Source organism: Brevundimonas diminuta, assembly GCF_050310045.1.
Taxonomy (GTDB): Bacteria; Pseudomonadota; Alphaproteobacteria; order Caulobacterales; family Caulobacteraceae; genus Brevundimonas; species Brevundimonas diminuta_F.
The window spans coordinates 1,674,490-1,693,645 of sequence record NZ_CP190005.1 but is presented as its reverse complement, the minus strand read 5'-3'; the positions used below and the strand labels follow the sequence as shown (position 1 = coordinate 1,693,645).

Genomic DNA, 19,156 nt, shown 5'->3' with positions numbered 1-19,156 from the left:
GGAGCCGCCTTCTCATGAATATTCAAGGATGGGCGGAGATCGCCCTGACCCTCGGCCTCGCCGTCATGCTTGGCTGGCCGATCGGGGTCTATATGTCGCGCGTCTGGAATGGCGAGCGGACCTCTCTGGACCCGGTGCTGAAGCCGGTCGAGGGCCTGTTCTATCGGGCCGCAGGGGTTGATGCGGGACGCAGTCAGGGCTGGCTGGGCTATGTCGGGGCGCTGTTGGCGTTCAACCTGGCGGGCTTCCTGCTGCTTTATGGAATGCTGCGCTTGCAGGGCCTGCTGCCGATGAACCCGCAGGGGTTCGGCGGCTTCAGCCCGCATCTGGCCTTCAACACCGCCGTCAGCTTCGTCACCAACACCAACTGGCAGAGCTATGGCGGGGAAACGACCGTCTCGACCTTCACCCAGATGGTCGGGCTGACGGTGCAGAACTTCGTCTCGGCGGCGACCGGCGCGACCATTGCGGCGGCGCTGGCGCGTGCTTTTCTGGCTGATCGCGGCGAAGGCGTCGGCAATTTCTGGGCCGACCTAACGCGCACCAGCCTCTATGTCCTGCTGCCCATCGCCTTCATCGTGGCGGTAGTTCTGGCCGGGTTGGGCGTGGTGCAGTCGCTGGCGGCCTCGACCGATGCGACCACGCTGGAGGGCGGATCACAGACGATCAGCCTGTTCCCTACCGCCAGTCAACTGGCTATCAAGCAACTGGGCATCAACGGCGGCGGCGTGTTCGGCGTCAACTCGGCGCACCCATTGGAAAATCCGACGCCGCTGACCAATCTGATCACGGCGATCAGCGTGAACGTGATGGGCTGGGCGGCCTTCTTCGCCTTCGGCCGCAGCGTCATGGCGAAGAAGGACGTGCGCGCCCTGGTGGTGGCGGCGGTCCTGTTGCTGGGCGCTGCGGGATCGGCCCTCTATGTCGTCGAGAGCCAGCCGGCGCCCGCCCTGGTCGCGGCCAGCGTGGATACGTCCGCCGGGAACATGGAGGGCAAGGAGGTCCGCTTCGGCGTCCCGGCCTCCGTGGCCTGGGCGGCCCAGACGACCGGCGCCTCGAACGGCTCGGTCAACTCCATGCACGCCAGCTACATGCCGCTGGGCGGGGCGGTGACCATGTTCCTGATGCAGCTGGGCGAGATCCTGCCCGGCGGGATCGGCTCGGGCATCGCCGTCATGGTGCTGATGGCCATGCTGTCGGTGTTCGTGGCGGGCCTGATGGTCGGTCGCACGCCGGAATACCTGGGCAAGAAGATCGAGGCGCGCGAAATCCAGTTCGCCATGCTGTCGGTTCTGGTCGTGCCGCTGTCGGTGCTGGGCTTCTCGGCCGTGGCTGCGGTCCTGCCCGAAGCCCTGGCCGGTCTGTTGAACAAGGGGCCGCACGGCCTGTCTGAGGTCCTCTATGCCTATACCTCGGCGACCGGCAACAACGGTTCGGCCTTTGCGGGTCTGACCGCCAACGCCCCCTGGTGGAACACCACCCTGGGTCTGGCCATGCTGCTGGGCCGGTTCGTGCCGGCTGTCGCAGTGCTGGCTGTCGCCGGCGCCCTGGTCGCCAAGCCCAAACTGGCCCCCTCGACCGGGACCCTGCCGACCCATGGCCCGCTGTTCATCGGCCTGTTGATCGGGGTGATCCTGATCCTCGGCGGCCTGCAGTTCTTCCCCGCCCTCTCGCTGGGTCCGATCGGGGAGCATTTCGACATGCTCCAGGTCGTGGCCCGGTTCTGATCGGATAATCCTATGACCCAAGTCACGCTCGATCCGTCGAGCTCCCGGTCGTCGCCGTCCATCGCGGGCGGGCTGTCCGGGGCCATGCTCGGGCGGGCGCTCGGCGACGCTGTCGCCAAGCTGAACCCGACGAAACTGCTCAACAACCCGGTGATCTTCGCCACCTGGATCGTCGCCCTGCTGGCGACCGCTTCGGCGGTCGTGGCGGCGGTAAGCGGCCAGGCGGCGGGCTTCGCCATCCAGCTGGCGCTGTGGCTGTGGGCCACGGTCCTGTTCGCCAACGTCGCCGAAAGCATCGCCGAAGGGCGCGGCAAGGCGGCGGCGGACTCCTTGAGGGCTACCCGCGTCACCACCAAGGCCAAGCTGATCGTCGATCCGAAGACCGGCACGGTGGTCCCGACCCCGGCCGGGGAGCTTGAGATCGGCTCCATCGTCCTGGTCGAGGCCGGCGACGTCATCCCGTCGGACGGCGAGATCATCGAAGGCGTCGCCTCGGTCAACGAGGCCGCCATCACCGGCGAAAGCGCCCCTGTGATCCGCGAAAGCGGCGGCGACCGCTCGGCCGTCACCGGCGGCACCACGGTGGTGTCGGACTGGATCAAGGTGCGCATCACCTCGGCCCCCGGCGCGACCTTCCTCGACCGCATGATCGCCATGGTCGAGGGCGCGGACCGTCGCAAGACGCCGAACGAGCTGGCGCTGTCGGTGCTGCTGGCCGGGCTGACCCTGGTCTTCCTGATCGCGGTGGCCAGCCTGCTGGGCCTCGGCGCCTATTCCGGGATCAAGCTGGACCCCATGGTCCTGGGCGCCCTTTTCATCACCCTGATCCCGACGACGATCGGGGGACTGCTGTCCGCGGTCGGCATCGCCGGCATGGACAGGTTGCTGAAGGTGAACGTGCTGGCGACCTCGGGCCGTGCGGTGGAGGCGGCAGGCGATGTCGACACCCTGCTGCTCGACAAGACCGGCACCATCACCTTCGGCAACCGCATGGCTGTCGAGGTCATCACCGCGCCGGGCGTGCGTCCCGACGCAGCGATGCGGGCGGCGGTCATGGCTTCGCTGGCCGATGAGACGCCGGAAGGCCGCTCGATCGTCGAGCTGGGCCGCAACGCCGGGGTGACGGGTGATCTGCCTGTCGGGGCGAAGACCATTCCGTTCAGCGCCGTGACCCGCCAGTCGGGTCTTGAAGCGGACGGCCAGTCGTGGCGCAAGGGCGCGGTCGACGCCGTGCTGAAATCCCTGGGCATGGCCGAGAACGCCGCGCCCGCCGAGTTCCGCGCCGCCGTGGACCGCATCGCCCGCTCGGGCGGCACGCCTCTGGCCGTGACCGAGAACGACGCCCTGGTCGGGGTCATCCACCTGAAGGACGTGGTCAAGCCGGGCGTGAAGGCGCGCTTCGCCGACCTGCGCCGCATGGGTCTGCGCACCGTCATGATCACCGGCGACAACCCGGTGACGGCGGCGGCTATCGCGTCCGAGGCCGGGGTCGACGACTTCCTGGCCGAGGCGACGCCCGAGGACAAGATGCGCCTGATCAAGGCGGAACAGGCCAAGGGACGCATGGTCGCCATGTGCGGCGACGGGGCCAATGACGCTCCGGCTCTGGCGCAGGCCGACGTCGGCGTGGCCATGCAGACCGGGGCCCAGGCCGCCCGTGAGGCCGGGAACATGGTCGATCTCGACAGCGACCCGACCAAGGTCATCGAGATCGTCGAGGTCGGCAAGCAACTGCTGATCACGCGCGGCGCCCTGACCACCTTCTCCATCGCCAACGACATGGCCAAGTATTTCGCCATCATCCCGGCCATGTTCGTGGTCGGCCTGCCGTCGTTGGCGGCGCTGAACGTGATGAAGCTGTCCAGCCCGGAAAGCGCCATCCTGTCGGCGGTGATCTTCAACGCCTTGGTCATCGTCGCCCTGATCCCGCTGGCGCTGCGCGGGGTGAAGTACCGCGCCGTGGGGGCGGGCAAGCTGCTGGGCCGCAACCTGCTGATCTACGGCCTGGGCGGTCTGATCGCGCCCTTCGTCGGCATCAAGCTCATCGACATCGTCATCTCCGCACTCGGCCTGGCCTGAAGCCCGCCCTGAGCGATCAAGGAAACCACCATGCGTAAACGCAAGAAACTCGACGGCTCGGACCTGAACAACGCCCTTGTGGGCGGGGCCTGCCTGGTCGCCGTCATCACCCTGGGCCTGTGCACGGCGCCCACGGACGCCAAGGCCCAGGATTTTGCGAAGGGCGCCCGTCCCGAGGTCGCCTTCAACGCCGCCATTGGATCTGACTACGTCTTCCGGGGCGTTAGCCAGAATGAAGGCGATCCGGCGATCTCGGCCGGGGTAGATGTGACGCAAGGCGTCTTCTACGCCGGGGCCTGGGCCGGGAACGTCTCCTTCGCCGGAGACGCCGACACCGACGCCGAGATCGACCTCTACGCCGGCGTCCGGCCCGAGTTCGGCGGCTTCAACTGGGACTTCGGCGTGGTCAGCTATGTCTACGCCGGTCAGCCGGACGGGGCCGACTACGACTATGTGGAGGTGAAGGCCGCGACCTCGCGCGCGGTCGGCCCGGCCACCCTGGGGGCGGCGATCTATTACTCGCCGGACTTCTTCGGCGCGTCCGAGGACCAGGCGACCTATGCCGAGATCAACGGCGCGATCAGCCCGGCCGCCAAGTGGACGCTCTCGGCGGCGGTGGGGCGCCAGTGGGTCTCGTCGGACTTTGACTACACCACCTGGAACCTGGGCGCGGCCTATCAGCTGACCGACCACCTGGCGCTGGACCTCCGCTATTTCGACACCGACGAACACGACTTTGGCGCCGCCTATGACGGTCGCGTCGCAGCCAGCCTGAAGGCGACCTTCTGATGCTGAACCACATCCGTCCGGCGGTCGTGATGATCGCCCTGTTCACCGGCGTTCTGGGCGTCGCCTATCCGTTCGCGGTGACGGGCGTGGCCCAGACAGTCTTCCCCAAGCAGGCCGACGGCAGCCTGGTCCGGGACAAGGCCGGCGAGGTGGTCGGCTCGGCCCTGGTCGGCCAGACCTTCGCCGCGCCGGTCTATCTGCATCCGCGCCCTTCGGCGGCGGGCGACGGCTATGACGCCTCGTCGTCTTCCGGCGCCAATCTCGGCCCGCTGAACCCGGATCTGATCGCACGGGTCAAGACAGGCGCCGATGCCTTGCGCGCCGAAACGGGCGCGGCTGTTATCCCCGCCGACGCCGTGACCGCCTCTGCCTCGGGCCTCGACCCGCATATCTCTCCGGCTTACGCTGAGCTGCAAATCGCCCGCATCGCCAGCGCGCGCGGGGTAGGGGAGGCGCAGGTGCGCGAGGTGATCGAACAGCATGTCGAAGGCCAAACATTCGGCGTGCTGGGCCAGCCGCGCGTCAATGTGCTGCTGACCAATATGGCGCTGGACGCCCGCTTCCCGCGTCCTGCGGAGGGCTGATGGCGACGCCCATCCTCCCGACGAGCAAGGCCCCGGCCGCCCCGCGAAAGCGTGGGCGGCTGAAGGTTTTTCTGGGCATGTCGCCTGGCGTCGGCAAGACCTATGAGATGCTGCGCGCCGCGCGCCGCCGCAAAGCCGAGGGCGACGACGTGGTCGTCGGCGTGGTCGAGCCCCACGGCCGCAAGGAGACCATGAGCCTGTTGCGCGGGCTGGAGGTCATGGCCCGCAACCCCATCGCCTATCGCGAGCGGACCCTGCTGGAGTTCGACATCGACGGGGCCATCGCGCGTCGCCCGGCCCTGCTGCTGGTCGATGAATACGCTCACTCCAACGCGCCCGGTTCGCGCCATCCCAAGCGCTGGCAGGACGTGGAGGAAATCCTTGAGGCCGGGATCGACGTCTGGACCACGCTGAACGTTCAGCATCTGGAGAGCCTGTCGGACGTGGTGCTGCGCATCACTGGCGTGCGCCAGCGCGAGAGCGTGCCCGACAGCGCCCTGTCGCGCGCCGACGACATCGAACTGGTGGACATCACGCCGGAGGAACTGCGCAAGCGGCTGGCCGATGGCAAGGTCTATGTGCCCGAGACGGCGCGGCTGGCCTCGGACAACTTCTTCAAGGTCGAGAACCTGACAGCCCTGCGCGAACTGGCCCTGCGCCGGGCGGCCCAGACGGTGGACGATCAGCTAGTGGCCCGACTGCGCGAGCAGGGGGTGCCGGGGCCGTGGGCGGCGGGCGAGCGGATTCTGGTGCTGATCGCCGGCGACGCCATGGCCGCGCCCCTGGTCCGCGCCGGTCGAAGGCTGTCCGACATGATGATGGACGCGCCCTGGACCGTGACCCACGTCGACCGACCCTCGGGCGCGCGGCACGGCGTGGGCTCGGCGGGCAAGCTGTCGGACGCGCTGAAGCTGGCAGAACAGCTTGGCGGCCGCACGGTGGTCCTCAGCGGCGACGACGTGGTGCGCGCCGTCATGGATCACGCCCATCAGAACAACGTCACCCAGATCGTCCTAGCCAAGGGGCGCGACAGCCGCCTGTCGGAATGGCTGGGGCGGTCGCTGGCGGCGGAACTGCTGCGCCAGGCCCGGGGCGTCGCCATCCACGTCATCACCGACGGGGTCGATCTGGAGGAGAAGACGCTGCGGGAGCCGCGTCTGCGTCTGACCGGCGGCTGGCGCGGCTATGCGGTCGGCGCCGCCTGCGTTGTGGCGGCGACAGGCCTGGCCCTGCTGCTGGACCGAACCTTCGAGCGTGTGGATCTGGGCGTCATCTATCTGTCGGCGGTGCTGGCGGCGGGGGTGCTCTACGGCCTGAAACCGGCCCTGGCGGCGGCGACGGTCGCCTTCCTGACCTACAACTTCTTGTTTCTTCAGCCAAAATATAGTTTCGCCATTGGTTCGCCGACCGATTTCCTGACCCTCATCGTCTTCTGGGCCGTGGCCTTGACAACAGGCTTCCTGGCCGGACGGGTGCGAGAGCAGGCGAAGACAGCGCAGCGCCGCGCCTCGGCGGTCTCGGCGTTGCTGGCCGCCAGCCAGAGGCTGACTGGCGTGGGCGACCGGACCACCGCCGCGCGCATCCTGGCCGAGCAGACGGCGGCGGCGGCGGGGGCGGGGGCCGTGGTGCTTTTGCCCGTCAACGACGAACTGACCCTGGTCGCCGGCGCGCCGACCAAGACCGCGCTGGACGCCGAGGCCATGGCCGCCGCGCGCTGGGCCTGGGAGAAGGGCGAACCGGCGGGGCAGGGCACCGGCACCCTGCCGCAGGCGCGCTGGACCTTCCGCCCGCTGCAAGGCGTGCGGGACCGCGCGGGCGTCGCCGGGATCGAGGCGGCGGCCCTGTCGCCCGGCTCGGACGAGGAGAAACTGGCTCTGGCCCTGCTGGATCAGGGGGCGGTCGCGGTCGAGCGCGCCGATCTGGCCGGTCAGGCGGTCGAGACCGAGACCCTGCGCCGCACCGACCGTTTCCGGGGCGCGCTGATGAACTCGGTCAGCCATGATCTCAGGACACCCCTGTCCACCGTGCTGGGCGCCTCCACCACGCTGATTGATCTTGGCGACAAGCTGAAGCCCGAGGTCCGCGCCGACCTGCTGCTGTCGATCCGCGAAGAGGCCGAGCGGCTCAGCCGCTACGTCGGCGACCTGCTGGACATGACCCGGCTGGAGGGCGGCGGGCTGAACATCCGCGCCGACTGGGTCGACGTGCGCGACGTGCTGAACGCGGCGGGCAAACGGGTGGCGCGGCGTCTAGGCGCGCGCAAGATGACGCGCGACTTCCCGGCTCAGCTCAGCCTGGTCATGGTCGATCAGGGGCTGCTGGAACAGGCCCTGGTCAACATCCTGGAAAACGCCATCGTCTACAGCCCCGACGGCTCGACGGTCGAGCTGGCCGCCTATGAGGACCGGGGCGCGGTGGTCATCTCCATCGAGGACGAGGGCAAGGGCATCCCGACCGCCGAATTGGAGCGGGTTTTCGATAAATTCCGTCGCATGGAGGAGCCGTCGGACCGCACGAAGGGCGCCGGCCTGGGTCTGGCCATCGCCAAGGGCTTCGTCGAGGCCATGAACGGCCGCATCGCCGCCGCCAGCCCGATCATGGACGGACCCGACGGCGCCAAGAAAGGAACCCGTATCCTGATCAGCCTGCCGAAGGCCGTCGTCACCCGCCCGAGCCTGCTCTAAGGTTTGCCACATGGCCGCCGTTCGTCCCCAGATTCTCGTCATCGACGACGAGCCCCAGATCCATCGCTTTCTGTCGCCGGCGCTGGACGCCGCCGGCTATGAGCCGCGCCGGGCCGACAGCGGGCAGGAGGGTCTGCGCGGCATCGCCCTGTGGAGCCCCGACGCCGTGGTGCTGGACCTCGGCCTGCCCGACATGGACGGCAAGGACGTGCTGGCGCGCGCCCGCGAATTCTACGCCGGGCCGATCATCATCCTGTCGGCGCGGGACAAGGAGGCTGAGAAGATCGCGGCCCTGGACCTGGGGGCCAACGACTATGTCGAAAAGCCCTTCGGCGTCGGCGAACTCCTGGCCCGCGTGCGCGCCAACCTGCGCCAGACCGCGCCGCGCGCCGAGGCGACGGGGCCGCTGACGGCGGGGGAGGTGGTCATCGATCTGGAACGCCGCCTGGTCACGCGCGCGGGCGAGGCGGTGCGCCTCACACCCAAGGAATACGACGTCCTGGCCCATCTGGCGCGCAATTCGGGTAAGGTCGTGGGCCACCGCGACCTGCTGACCGCCGTCTGGGGCAAAGCCCACGCCGACGACACCCAGTACCTGCGCGTGGTCGTCGGCCAGTTGCGTCAGAAGCTGGAAGCCGACCCGGCCCAGCCGCGTCTGATACTGACTGAGCCTGGCGTGGGCTACCGGCTGGCGGGTTGATCATGGCGAGCGGCTTGACCCTGTAGCCGCTACAGCGTGCATGAGGCCGCGTCGGTTCGGAGCCAACCGTCCCGCATCCTTTCTTTGGAGCTTGTTCGTTCGTATCGTCTGGTCGTCGTCAGGCTATGCTGATGGCGGCCGTCGCCCTGTTTTCAGACGCCGTGTCTCCGGTCTCGGCATAGAGTGCTAACCGTCAGGAAAACATCATCGTTCAGGCCACCGGCTCGGGCCGCCGCTTCTAGGACGAGCCGATCCCTTCGAGTCATCAACACGCTAGGCCAGCTTTATTTTTGCGAGGGTCTGCTTTCTACTTAGGTGTCAATCTGGCGCTTCGACGCCCGTGCTGCTGAAAGGAGGCGACAATTTCGCCAGTATTTCGCGAGAGCATTTAGGGGCTGCGGCCTGCCGGGGCGTCTTTCCACTGGTTGCCTGAAAGGCAATGTTTCCAGTGGAGTTTTTGTGAGCAGTTCGAAGCTTGTCGTTTCCCCTACAAATCGCGAGATGCAGTAGGGCGAGGCTCGGGAGGCCACTCAAATGCGGCTTTGGCGCTTCTGCGACTCCTAACGGCCACCGCCGCCCGACTTCGGATACGTCGCCGAACTGCCTTGGGTCGGGGGGCTGCCGGTCAACGCGCCTCGAAGCCCTGGTGGTAGGCGACTTCCCCCTTCGCTGGGGCGCCAGACAAGGCAAGGGATTGGAAATAGATCGGCGGCGCGCCGTCGTATCGGAGATCGTGATCGCTGGTGAAGCCGAAGCGGGCGTAATAGCCGGGATCGCCCAGAACGACGCAGCCCTCGGCATCCAGCCGCTTCAGCTGCGCCAGGCCCTCGTTGATCAGGGCTGAGCCGACGCCGTGTCCCTGGCGTTGCGGCAGGACGGAGACGGGCCCCAATCCGAACCAATGCGATGCGCGGCCGTCGATCCGGACAGGGGAGAAGGCCGCGTGCCCGACGATCCGGCCGTCCTGTTCGGCGACCAGGGACAGGGTCAGCGCGCCGGCGTTTCTGAGCGCATCGACGATGGCGGCCTCGGTCTGGCTGCTGTGCTCCACGCCGATGAAGGCGGATCGGGTGACGGCGTGGATGGCGGGGAGGTCTTCGGGCTGCTCGGGACGAATGATCATCAGGTTTGTTTCGACCGAAGACGAGGCGACGGCAAGACGGCGATCACCCGCCCCCGGCGTTGCGGCCAGGAGCGGGCGCGGGTCGTTAGGGGGATCAGGCGCTCAGTTTGGCCATGAAGAAGGGTGCCAGGACGGAGACAGCCTCGGCGACGTATTTCTCGCCGTCGTAGAGGTCCATGTGGTTGGCGCCTTCGACGACGTGCAGGCTCTTGTCCGTGCTGGCGGCGCGGGCGATCAGGTCGTCGCTCATCCACTTGCTGCCCGCGACCGAGCCGGCGACGGCCAGGATCGGCTGGGTCAGGAAGGCTTCGGCCTTGTGATAGGCGTCATAGGTGATGATCTGGTTCAGGCTGCGTGCCGTGGCGAAGCCGGGCGCGGTCGGATACTGGGCGCGAGGCGTGTGGTAGTATTCCCAGGCCTGACGCAGTTCCTCGTTAGGGGCGTCGCTCTCCTTTTCCGGGGCCAGGGGCATGCGGGCCTTGTCGGCGCTGGCGGCGTCGGCGGTGCGGGCGTTCGATCCGGCGAGGATGTAGGGCGAGGCGTCGGCGTCCTTGACCGTGTTCTCCCAGCCGTTGCGGAACATGGAGCCGATGTTGACGGCGCTGACCGTGCCGATGGCCTTGATGCGCGGGTCCTGCAGGGCGGCGTTGGCGGTGTAGCCGGCGCCGGCGCAGATGCCCATGGCCGCGATCCGGTCGTTGTCGACGTAGGGCAGGGTGGTCAGGTAGTCGACCACGGCGCTGACGTCCTCGGTGCGGATGTAGGGGTTCTCAAGCTGGCGCGGTTCGCCGCCGCTCTCGCCTTGGTAGGAGGCGTCATAGGCGATGGCGACGAAACCCGCCTTGGCCAGTTCGCGGGCGTAGGTTCCCGCCGTCTGCTCCTTCACCCCGCCGCCGGGGTGGGAGACGACGACGGCGGGCCAGGTCTTGGCCTCGTCGAAGCCGTCCGGGAAGTTGATGACGGCCGACATGAGGATGGTCGGGTTGTTGCTGTTGGGGAAGCTGATCTTGCTCATTTTCACTCGTCCTCTGGGTCTGAAACAGGCTGGAAGGGGCGGTCAGCCCTGCAGGTCGGGGGCGTCGCCGTCGGTGTTCGGCTTGTTGACGCCCAGGTTCAGGGCCGTGATGCGTTCGGGGTTCAGGATCAGGTCGACGGCCAGGGCGGCGACGCTCTTGCGCGAGACGATGGTGCCCTTGAACGGTTCGTCGCGGGTCGTGGTCTCAAAGGCGACTTCGTCGGCGTCGGTCAGCCAGGCGGGGCGCAGGACGGCGTAGTCCAGGCCGGACGCCTCGACGATGTCGGCGGCCCGTCGGTAGGGCGGCAGATAGGCGCCGATCTCGCGCCGGTTCCATTCGCCGAACTGGGCCGGAACCTCGTCATAGACGCCGAGGGAGGCGACGAAGATCAGCTTTTTAACGCCTGTCGCCTTCATCGCCGCGACAACGGCCTCGGCCTGGGCGTCCATGTCGCCGGACAGGTTGGCGTAGACGACGTCCTGGCCCGCCATGGCGGCCTTCAGGGTCTCGGCGTCCATCACGTCGCCCTGGACGAGGCGGGCGTTGGCGGGCGGGGTGCGGCCTAGCTTGGCCGGGGTGCGCATGTAGAGGGTCTGGGCCACGTCGTCGCGGTCGCCCAGCATGTCGACGGCCCAGCGTGCGATCTGGCCGCCCGCGCCCAGGATGAGCGCCTTCTTGGTCTGAATGGTCATGGTTCGTGTGTCCGTTCTGGATGGGAGGGCCGGGACGCGGACGCGCCCCGGCGTCGCGGTCACAGGTGGGTCTGGAAGAAGGGAACCAGCTCGGCCATCGCCAGGGCGACGGGCTCGGGCTTGTCGTAGAGGTCGTAGTGCGACCAGTCCGCCAGCGAGACCAGGCGGCGGTCCTTGGAGGCGACGGCGCGGCCGTAGATCTCCTGCCCGTCGCGATAGGCGCCGAAGGCCCCGACCTTTTCACCCACGACCGCCATGACCGGCTGGGTCAGCAGGGTTTCGGCGAAGGCGAAGGCGTCCCAGGCCAGGGTCTTCTGGGCGTGCGAGAAGAGCATGCGGGTGGCGCCGCTTTCCTCTTGGCCGCGCGGGGTCTTGTAGTAGTCGGTGGCCTCGAACACGTCGCGCTCGGTCAGGCCGGCCGCCTTGGCGGCGTCCGGGCCGGCGGGCAGCAGTTCATTGACCTGAAGCTCGCCGCCGCGCGCCTCGGCCGTGCGTTGCGCGGCCATGGCGTTCAGGGCGCCGAGCGGGTCGTAGTTGCTGAAGCCCTCGCGGAACAGGCGGCCGATGTTGACGCCGGTGATGCTGACCACGGCCTTGATGCGCTTTTCGGTCAGGGTGGCGTTGACGGCGTAACCGCCGCCGCCGCAGACCCCCAGCACGCCGATCCGGTCGGCGTCGACGTAGGGCAGGGCGACAGCGTAGTCGATGACCCGGCTGATGTCCTCGACCCGCTGGGTCGGGTCCTCGATCCAGCGCGGAGAGCCGCCCGACGCGCCCTGGAAGCTGGCGTCATAGGCGATGACGACGAAGCCCTGCTCGGCCAGGCCCTGGCCGTAGACATTGCCCGAGGTCTGTTCCTTGCAGCTGCCGAAGGGGTGGACGCTGACGATGGTCGGATAGATCTTGCTCTCGTCGAAGCCCGGCGGGAAGCGGATGTCGGCCGCGATGGACCAGGCCATGTCGGGGTTCTGGATGGTGACGCTCTGCATGGGGAGGCTCCTGCGCTCGGCCCGTCAAAGCGGCGGGCGTTTCGATGAAGCGAACCTATTCCCGACCCCTGGGCGGAAAAATCGGGCTCCTCTTCAATCAGCTTGAAGTTTGCCTTCATAATGGGCGGATGGACCGCACCCTGCTTCCGGCGCTCGCCGCCTTCGCCGAGGTCGCCCGCGAGGGCGGATTCACAGCCGCCGCCCGGCGGCTGAACGTCTCGCCCTCGGCCCTGTCCCAGACCCTGCGGACGCTGGAGGAGCGTCTGGAGGTGCGCCTGTTGAACCGCTCGACCCGATCGGTGTCGGTGACGGAGGAGGGGCGGTTGCTGTTGTCGCGGATCGAGCCGGCCCTGGCCGTCATCTCCCAGGCGGTGATCGGCCTCGACGACGACCGGGAGCAGCCGGCGGGGGAAATCCGCATCTCCACCTCGCGTCTGGCGGCACGGCAGTTCATCGAGCCGCATCTGGGGGAGTTCCACCGGCGCTATTCCAAGGTCCGGCTGGAGCTGGTGATCGACGACGGCCTGGGCGACATCATCCGCGAGGGCTGCGACGCGGGCGTCCGCCTGCGCGAGGCGGTGGCGGACAGCATGATCGCCGTGCCGATCAGTCCGCCCATGCGCCTGGTGGTGGTCGGCTCGCCCGCCTATCTGGCCGGTCGGCCGGCGCCGCGAACGCCCGCCGACCTGGAGGCGCATGATCGCGTCGCCTTCCGACCCGGCGTCCAGGGGCCGATCATGAAGTGGGAATTTAGCGACCCCGACACGGGGCAGGACTTCACCATCGAGCCGCACGGTCCCTTCGTCACCAATGCGGACGAGACCATGCTGAGCGCCGGACTTCAGGGCCTGGGCCTGGTCCAGCACATGGAATGCGTGGTCCGTGAGCATGTCGCCGCCGGCGCCCTGATCCGCGTGCTGGACGACTGGTGCCCGCCCTTCGATGGCTTCGACCTCTATCTGCCGTCGCGCGAGCAGATGGCGCCCAAGCTGCGGGCCCTGGTGGACTTCCTGGTCGAGAAGCGGCGCGCGCTCGAATAGGGGGAGGATTGGCGGCCTGACTGTCGTGTCCGAGGCATGGCGCTTACGATCGCTGTCGGCGCTTAGTGGAAATCCCGCGATCCCGGCAGGATGCGCACGTCGCGCGGGTGCCGGTGCGGCGGGTGGCGCGGCGGTTGCGGGTGGGCGATGATGTCGGCGCGGGCCAGTTGGATGTCGGTTTCGTGGTCCTCTGACAGGCGGGACAGTTCGGCGCTGCGGTCGATGACGCGGCGGGCGACGACGTGGACGACGCCTTCGGGGCTTTTCTCGACCATGCCTTCGACCTGCATCAGGCGGGCGCCCATGATCTCTCGTCGGTACTGGTCGAGCATCCGCGCCCAGAGGACGACGTTGGTGATGCCGGTCTCGTCTTCCAGGGTGACGAAGACGGCGTTGCCCTTGCCCGGCCGCTGACGCACCAGAACCACGCCCGCGACCTGCACCAGGGAGCCGCCGCGTTTGGATTCGGTTTCGGCGCAGGTCAGGACGCGGTCGGCGGCGAAGGCGGGGCGCAGGATGGCCATGGGGTGGGCCTTCAGCGACAGGCGGGCGGTCTGGTAGTCGGCGGCGACGTGCTCGCCCAGCGGCATCAGGGGCAGGCGGGCGTCGGGCTCCGCGCCCAGTTCACGGGCGCCGCGCTCGCGCGCCTCGGCGGCGGCGAACAGGGGCAGGGGATCGTCGTCGGGCAAGCGGCGCACCGCCCACAGGGCCTGGCGACGGTCCTGGCCCAGGGAACGGAAGGCGTCGGCGTCGGCCAGCTTGCGCATGGCGGCGGCGGGCAGTTCAGCGCGCCGGGCCAGGGTTTCGACATCGGCGAAGGGCGCCTCGGCCCGCGCCGCCGACAGGGTCTTGGCCCAGTCCTCCTTGAAGCCGTCGATCTGGCGCAGGCCCAGACGCAGGATGGGCGCGCTCGCCGGCCCTTCCAGACTGTTGTCCCAGTCGCTGTGGGAGACGTCGATGGGGCGCACCTCGACCCCGCCGACCTCCTGCGCCTCGCGCACGATCTGGGCGGGGGCGTAGAAGCCCATGGGCTGGCTGTTCAGCAGGGCGCAGGCGAAGGCCGCCGGGTGGCGGTGCTTGATCCAGGAAGAGACATAGACCAGCCGCGCGAAACTGGCGGCGTGGCTTTCAGGAAAGCCGTAGGAGCCGAAACCCTTGATCTGCTCGAAGCAGCGCTGCGCGAAACCGGGGTCGTAGCCGCGTGCGATCATCCGCCCGACCATGCGGTCTTCGTAGGTGTGCAGGGTCCCGTCGCCCCGGAACGTGCCCATGGCCTTGCGCAGGCCGTTGGCCTCGGCGTCCGAGAACCGGGCGGCGACCATGGCGACCTTCATGGCCTGTTCCTGGAACAGGGGCACGCCCAGGGTCTTGTGCAGCACCTGCTTCAGTTCGTCAGGCGGACCATAGAGGCGACCAGGCGGAGGATAGTGAACCTCTTCCACGCCGTTGCGACGGCGCAGGTAGGGATGGACCATGTCCCCCTGGATCGGGCCGGGACGCACGATGGCGACCTGAATCACCAGATCGTAGAACTCGCGCGGCTTCAGGCGCGGCAGCATGTTGATCTGGGCGCGGCTCTCGACCTGGAAGACGCCGATGGACTGGCCCCGACACAGCATGTCGTAGACCTCGGGTTCCTCCGGCGGGACGGAGGCGAGGTCGTGCTCGACGCCCGAGTGAGCCTTCATAAGGTCGAAGGCCTTACGGATGCAGGTCAGCATCCCCAGGGCCAGGACGTCGACCTTCATCAGGCCCAGGGCGTCGATGTCGTCCTTGTCCCATTCGATGAAGGTGCGGTCCGGCATGGCGGCGTTGCCGATGGGGACGGTCTCGTCCAGCCGTCCCTGGGTCAGGACGAAGCCGCCGACATGCTGGGACAGGTGGCGCGGAAAGCCGAGCAGGCGCGTCGCCATGCGCACGGCGCGATCGACCATGGGATTGGCGGCGTCCAGACCGGCCTGTTCGATCTGGCGGCCGCTGATCTCCGATCCCCAACTGCCCCACTGGGTCGAGGCCAGGCGCGCGGTGACGTCCTCGGTCAGGCCCAGGACCTTGCCGACCTCGCGGATGGCGCTGCGGGGACGATAACGGATGACGGTGGCGGCGATGCCGGCGCGATGCCGGCCATAGCGGTCATAGACGTACTGGATGATCTCCTCGCGCCGCTCGTGTTCGAAGTCCACGTCGATGTCGGGCGGCTCGTCGCGGCTGGAGGACAGGAAGCGCTCGAACAACAGGTCGTGGCAGGCCGGATCGACGCTGGTGATCCCCAGGACGTAGCAGACGGCCGAGTTGGCGGCCGATCCGCGCCCCTGGCACAGGATGCCCTTGTTCTCGGCCGTGCGGACGATGTCGTGGATGGTCAGGAAGTAGGGGGCCAGGCTGCGCTCGGCGATGAAGGCCAGCTCTTTCTCAAGCAGGGCCGCGACCTTGGGCGGCGCGCCATCTGGATAGCGGACCAGGGTGCGGCTCCGCACCAGCTTCTCCAGCCAGCCCTGGAGCGTTTCGTCGGGCGGAACGGGCTCCTCAGGATATTCATACTTGAGGTCGCTCAGATCGAACGTGGCCCGTGACAGAAAAGCAGTCGTCTCGGCCACAGCCTCGGGCGCGTCGCGGAACAGGCGCGTCATCTCGGGGGCGGGCTTCAGCCAGCGTTCGGCGTTGGCCTCCAGTCGATGGCCGGCGGTCTCGATGGTTGCGCCTTCGCGGATGCAGGTCAGGACGTCCTGCAGGTCGCGGTCATCGGGAGCGGCGTAGAGGACGTCGTTGAGCGCCAGCAGGGGAACCTCCACCCGCTCCGCCATGGCTTTGAGCCGGGCCAGCCGGCGCCGGTCGTCGCCGCGCCTGTGCAGGACGGCGCCCAGCCAGACCGCGCCCGGAGCCGCCGCGTTCATGCGGGCCAGCATCTCTTCCAGCCCTGTCAGCCGGTCCGGTGGGACGAGGATCAGCAGCAGGCCTTCGGGATCGGCCAGCAGATCGCGCAGGCCGATCTCGCACTCGCCCTTCATGGCCCGGCGGTTGCCCAGGGTCAGCAGGCGCGTCAGTCGGCCCCAACCCGCCCTCGTCTCCGGATAGGCGATGACGTCCGGCGTCCCGTCGTTGAAGACCAGCCGCGCCCCGGTCAGCAGGCGGAAGTCCGCCGCGCGGCGCTTCACCTCTTCGGACAGGGCTGGATCGTTCAGCGGGTCCTCGATGAAGGCGATCTCGCCGGGACTGCCGCCGTCGCGCATCCTGTCCGGCGGGGCCAGACCCTCAACGCGAATCTCTTTCAGCGCGCTCCAAGCTCGCACCACGCCCGCGACGGTGTTGCGATCGGCCAGCCCCAGTCCGGCGTGGCCGTGCTGGATCGCCGTCAACACCAGATCCTTGGGATGCGAGGCGCCGCGCAGGAAGGAGAAGTTACTGGCCGTCGCCAGCTCGGCGTAGTCGCCGCAAGGGTCGAGCCTCTTCATGCGAACAGACCGTGGATGAACCAGCGCGGTTCGGGCGTCTCGCCATAGAGGCCCTGGCGGAACAGCCAGAAGCGACGGCCGTCCCGGTCCTCGACCCGGTAATAGTCGCGGGTGCGCTGGTTCGGGGCGCGCCACCATTCGCCGCTGATCCGCTCGGGCCCTTCGGCGCGGGTCACCTCGTGCAGGACGCGGCGCCAGCGGAACTTCAGGGGATAGCCGTCGGGCACCTCGGCCAGGGTTTCGACCGGCTGGGGCGGGTCGAACATCTGCAGCGGCCGCAAGGGCGGGTCGTCGGGATCGAGGTCGGGCCAGGTCTCGTCGCCATGACGGACGGCGGCCGGGACCAGTCGCGCCGCACGTTCGGGAATGTGCGAGGCGAAGGGCTCGAAGCGCAGCACCGCCTCCGGCCCCAGGCGCGCGGTCAACCGGTCGATCAGGCGGCTGAAGGCTTCTTCGCCGGGCGTCTCGCGTTCCAGCCCCTGCTGGGTCGGCGCCAAAGCCTGGGTCCAGAGCACGGACATCCGCATCTGGTCGAAGCCGAATCCGGGGTCCAGCGGGGCGGCCAGGGCCGCCATCCGCTCGCGGAACAGCCGCAGGGTCGCGGGGGCGTCGCGGGTCGGACGGCCGGTGCGGACGACGATCCGGCGCGTCTCGCCGTCCACGCGATAGAAGCCGGCCTCGAAGGCGCGGCCGCCCAGGCCCGTCTGATCCAGCCGGTCCATGGTCTCGACCAGCAGATCGGACATGACCCGCTCCACGTTCTCGGGCGCGGAGATGGGCTCGAAGAAGACGCGGTCGACCACCACGGGCGCGGGCGGACGATGCGGGGTGATGCGCATGTCCTCGTCGCCCAGAACCCGCGCCAGTCGGCTCGGGAAGTCGGCGCCGAAACGGGCAGCCAGGGGCGCGCGAGGCCGGTCGTCCAGATCGCCCAGCCGCTTCAACCCGGCGCGGCGCAGGGCCTGCTCCTCCTTGTCCACCAGTTCCAGTGCGGCGACGGGCAGGTGGCGTGCAGCGGCCCGGTCCTCGCCTCCAACGAAAATTCCGCCGGGACCGAAGCGCGCCAGCGCCCGCGCGACCTGAGGTGTTCCAGCCAAGGCGCCGCGGACCTGCAGGCCGATACGGCTCGCCCGTGTCTGCACCGTCTGCATCAACTCCGCCTCACCGCCGAACAGGTGAGCGCAGCCGGTCACGTCCAGCATCAGACCATGCGGCGCATCCTCGGCGATCATCGGCGTGAAGCGGCCGAAATCTTCCAGCACCCGCGCCAACAGGGCGGCGTCGGCGTCGGGGCGATGAGCGACCGAGCGCAGGGCCGGGGTACGCGCCCGCGCATCGGCCAGGGTCAGGCCGGGCGTCAGTCCCGCTCGCGCCGCCGCCGGATCGACGGCGGCCAGCCGGAGCCCGCCCTTGACCTTCTCGACCAGGACGACGGGCGGCGCTTCAGGCGGCGCGTCTTGTGCCTGACGCCGCAGCCGGTCGCTGGGCAGCCAGGGGAACCAGACCGCCAGATAGCGGCGCGGGCGGGCGGAAGGTTCGCTGTTCACGATCCCACTCCATGATCCAGGTTCCGGTCGCCCCGCCGCCGCGCCGCCGCAGCAGGGTCGCCGAAAAAGACGGCCGCCCCGGCGCCCCGCCTTCCAGGGGTTCCGAAGCGCAGGACGCCACCGACCAGCGGGTCTCGGCCGCGCTGGGGCAGGGCAGGGCGCCCGCCCGCGCCAGGAACAGGGTCGCGCCGCCCGTCTCGGCCGCCAGGGCCAGTCGTCGGCTGGCCGTCAGGCTGAAGGCCCTGGCCTCGCCCCAGGCGCTCAACAGCACGGCGCCCACGGCGGGACTGCGCAGGGCTTCTTCGCCCACGGCCAACAGGGTCTGCACGTCGCGCATCCGCACCAGCAACAGGTCGCGCGGCGACAAGCCCATCTCATGCAGGCCCGGCCCGTGCGGCCGGCCCGCCTCCTGGGTCATCATCTCATGCAGACCCCAGACGATGGGACGCCCGGCCGCCGCCCGCAGCGCCATGCCCAGCCCGAAAGCGTTGACCGCCACCGCGTCGGCGGGCGCGGCGGCATAGAGGTCATGCAGGACGCCGGCGGCCAGCGGCGCAAAGGCGTCGTCGCTTCCTGCGCGCACGCCCGCGCCGACGCGACGACCGCCGGCCCGATCCAGGGCCTCCAGGCGAGTCTTCAGCGCCGCCAGAGCGTCAGGCTGAGAATGAATGTTCTGCATATGTTCTTATATGCGCCCGGCGCCCCGGGGGGAGTCAAGCGGGGCTGTCGGCAAG

General features: G+C 68.9%; 14 protein-coding genes. 7 read left to right on the top strand and 7 right to left on the bottom strand.

Features of this window, described 5'->3' with window-relative positions:
- Positions 1 to 14 precede the first annotated feature (14 nt).
- Genes kdpA through ACORJG_RS08090 form a run of 6 tightly spaced genes read left to right on the top strand, consistent with a single transcriptional unit; the run spans position 15 to position 8,563 of the window.
- The gene (gene kdpA, locus ACORJG_RS08115; RefSeq protein ID WP_427788421.1) at positions 15 to 1,727 is read left to right on the top strand and encodes a potassium-transporting ATPase subunit KdpA; all 1,713 of its coding nucleotides are present in this window, start codon (positions 15 to 17) and stop codon (positions 1,725 to 1,727) included.
- A gap of 12 nt (positions 1,728 to 1,739) precedes the next feature.
- Positions 1,740 to 3,806, top strand: a complete 2,067-nt coding sequence (gene kdpB, locus ACORJG_RS08110) for a potassium-transporting ATPase subunit KdpB (protein ID WP_427788420.1) — start codon at positions 1,740 to 1,742, stop codon at positions 3,804 to 3,806.
- Between the two features lie 30 nt (positions 3,807 to 3,836).
- Entirely contained in the window at positions 3,837 to 4,595 is a 759-nt protein-coding gene (locus ACORJG_RS08105; RefSeq protein WP_427788418.1) for a TorF family putative porin, read from the top strand.
- A complete protein-coding gene (kdpC, locus tag ACORJG_RS08100; RefSeq protein WP_427788416.1) occupies positions 4,595 to 5,179 on the top strand; it encodes a potassium-transporting ATPase subunit KdpC in 585 nt (194 codons plus the stop codon). The genes ACORJG_RS08105 and kdpC overlap by 1 nt, the downstream gene beginning before the upstream one ends.
- Positions 5,179 to 7,863: a DUF4118 domain-containing protein gene (locus ACORJG_RS08095; protein ID WP_427788414.1), complete on the top strand. Its 2,685-nt coding sequence runs from the start codon at positions 5,179 to 5,181 to the stop codon at positions 7,861 to 7,863. The genes kdpC and ACORJG_RS08095 overlap by 1 nt, the downstream gene beginning before the upstream one ends.
- Before the next feature lie 10 nt (positions 7,864 to 7,873).
- Positions 7,874 to 8,563, top strand: a complete 690-nt coding sequence (locus ACORJG_RS08090; RefSeq protein WP_427788412.1) for a winged helix-turn-helix domain-containing protein — start codon at positions 7,874 to 7,876, stop codon at positions 8,561 to 8,563.
- Positions 8,564 to 9,188: 625 nt separating this feature from the next.
- Here ACORJG_RS08090 and ACORJG_RS08085 read toward each other — a convergent pair.
- The 4 genes from ACORJG_RS08085 to ACORJG_RS08070 all read right to left on the bottom strand — a co-directional run bounded on the left by ACORJG_RS08085 (position 9,189) and on the right by ACORJG_RS08070 (position 12,383).
- Entirely contained in the window at positions 9,189 to 9,686 is a 498-nt protein-coding gene (locus ACORJG_RS08085) for a GNAT family N-acetyltransferase (protein ID WP_427788410.1), read from the bottom strand.
- A gap of 94 nt (positions 9,687 to 9,780) precedes the next feature.
- Positions 9,781 to 10,701, bottom strand: a complete 921-nt coding sequence (locus ACORJG_RS08080; RefSeq protein WP_427788408.1) for an alpha/beta hydrolase — start codon at positions 10,699 to 10,701, stop codon at positions 9,781 to 9,783.
- A gap of 42 nt (positions 10,702 to 10,743) precedes the next feature.
- Positions 10,744 to 11,394, bottom strand: a complete 651-nt coding sequence (locus ACORJG_RS08075) for an SDR family oxidoreductase (RefSeq protein WP_427788406.1) — start codon at positions 11,392 to 11,394, stop codon at positions 10,744 to 10,746.
- A gap of 59 nt (positions 11,395 to 11,453) precedes the next feature.
- Entirely contained in the window at positions 11,454 to 12,383 is a 930-nt protein-coding gene (locus ACORJG_RS08070) for an alpha/beta hydrolase (protein ID WP_427788404.1), read from the bottom strand.
- Between the two features lie 128 nt (positions 12,384 to 12,511).
- Between ACORJG_RS08070 and ACORJG_RS08065 the strand changes: the two genes are divergently transcribed.
- Positions 12,512 to 13,423: a LysR family transcriptional regulator gene (locus tag ACORJG_RS08065; RefSeq protein WP_427788403.1), complete on the top strand. Its 912-nt coding sequence runs from the start codon at positions 12,512 to 12,514 to the stop codon at positions 13,421 to 13,423.
- Positions 13,424 to 13,485: 62 nt separating this feature from the next.
- Here ACORJG_RS08065 and ACORJG_RS08060 read toward each other — a convergent pair whose 3' ends face one another.
- Genes ACORJG_RS08060 through ACORJG_RS08050 form a run of 3 tightly spaced genes read right to left on the bottom strand, consistent with a single transcriptional unit; the run spans position 13,486 to position 19,101 of the window.
- Positions 13,486 to 16,875 carry an error-prone DNA polymerase gene (locus ACORJG_RS08060; protein WP_427788401.1) on the bottom strand — a complete coding sequence of 1,130 codons (3,390 nt, stop codon included), beginning with the start codon at positions 16,873 to 16,875 and terminating at the stop codon, positions 13,486 to 13,488.
- On the bottom strand, positions 16,872 to 18,422 hold the full coding sequence (locus tag ACORJG_RS08055; protein WP_427788399.1) for a Y-family DNA polymerase: 1,551 nt from the start codon (positions 18,420 to 18,422) through the stop codon (positions 16,872 to 16,874). Before ACORJG_RS08055 ends, ACORJG_RS08060 begins: the two co-directional genes overlap by 4 nt.
- Positions 18,319 to 19,101, bottom strand: a complete 783-nt coding sequence (locus ACORJG_RS08050) for an ImuA family protein (RefSeq protein ID WP_427788397.1) — start codon at positions 19,099 to 19,101, stop codon at positions 18,319 to 18,321. Before ACORJG_RS08050 ends, ACORJG_RS08055 begins: the two co-directional genes overlap by 104 nt.
- Positions 19,102 to 19,156: the final 55 nt, after the last annotated feature.

Bases quoted from the DNA above. Each gene is read 5' to 3' on its own strand.
- ACORJG_RS08065 (WP_427788403.1), top strand. From the start codon at position 12,512: ATGGACCGCACCCTGCTTCCGGCGCTCGCCGCCTTCGCCGAGGTCGCC.
- kdpB (WP_427788420.1), top strand. From the start codon at position 1,740: ATGACCCAAGTCACGCTCGATCCGTCGAGCTCCCGGTCGTCGCCGTCC.
- kdpA (WP_427788421.1), top strand. From the start codon at position 15: ATGAATATTCAAGGATGGGCGGAGATCGCCCTGACCCTCGGCCTCGCC.
- ACORJG_RS08105 (WP_427788418.1), top strand. From the start codon at position 3,837: ATGCGTAAACGCAAGAAACTCGACGGCTCGGACCTGAACAACGCCCTT.
- ACORJG_RS08050 (WP_427788397.1), bottom strand. From the start codon at position 19,101: ATGCAGAACATTCATTCTCAGCCTGACGCTCTGGCGGCGCTGAAGACT.
- ACORJG_RS08090 (WP_427788412.1), top strand. From the start codon at position 7,874: ATGGCCGCCGTTCGTCCCCAGATTCTCGTCATCGACGACGAGCCCCAG.
- ACORJG_RS08075 (WP_427788406.1), bottom strand. From the start codon at position 11,394: ATGACCATTCAGACCAAGAAGGCGCTCATCCTGGGCGCGGGCGGCCAG.
- ACORJG_RS08080 (WP_427788408.1), bottom strand. From the start codon at position 10,701: ATGAGCAAGATCAGCTTCCCCAACAGCAACAACCCGACCATCCTCATG.
- kdpC (WP_427788416.1), top strand. From the start codon at position 4,595: ATGCTGAACCACATCCGTCCGGCGGTCGTGATGATCGCCCTGTTCACC.
- ACORJG_RS08085 (WP_427788410.1), bottom strand. From the start codon at position 9,686: ATGATCATTCGTCCCGAGCAGCCCGAAGACCTCCCCGCCATCCACGCC.
- ACORJG_RS08070 (WP_427788404.1), bottom strand. From the start codon at position 12,383: ATGCAGAGCGTCACCATCCAGAACCCCGACATGGCCTGGTCCATCGCG.
- ACORJG_RS08095 (WP_427788414.1), top strand. From the start codon at position 5,179: ATGGCGACGCCCATCCTCCCGACGAGCAAGGCCCCGGCCGCCCCGCGA.
- ACORJG_RS08060 (WP_427788401.1), bottom strand. From the start codon at position 16,875: ATGAAGAGGCTCGACCCTTGCGGCGACTACGCCGAGCTGGCGACGGCC.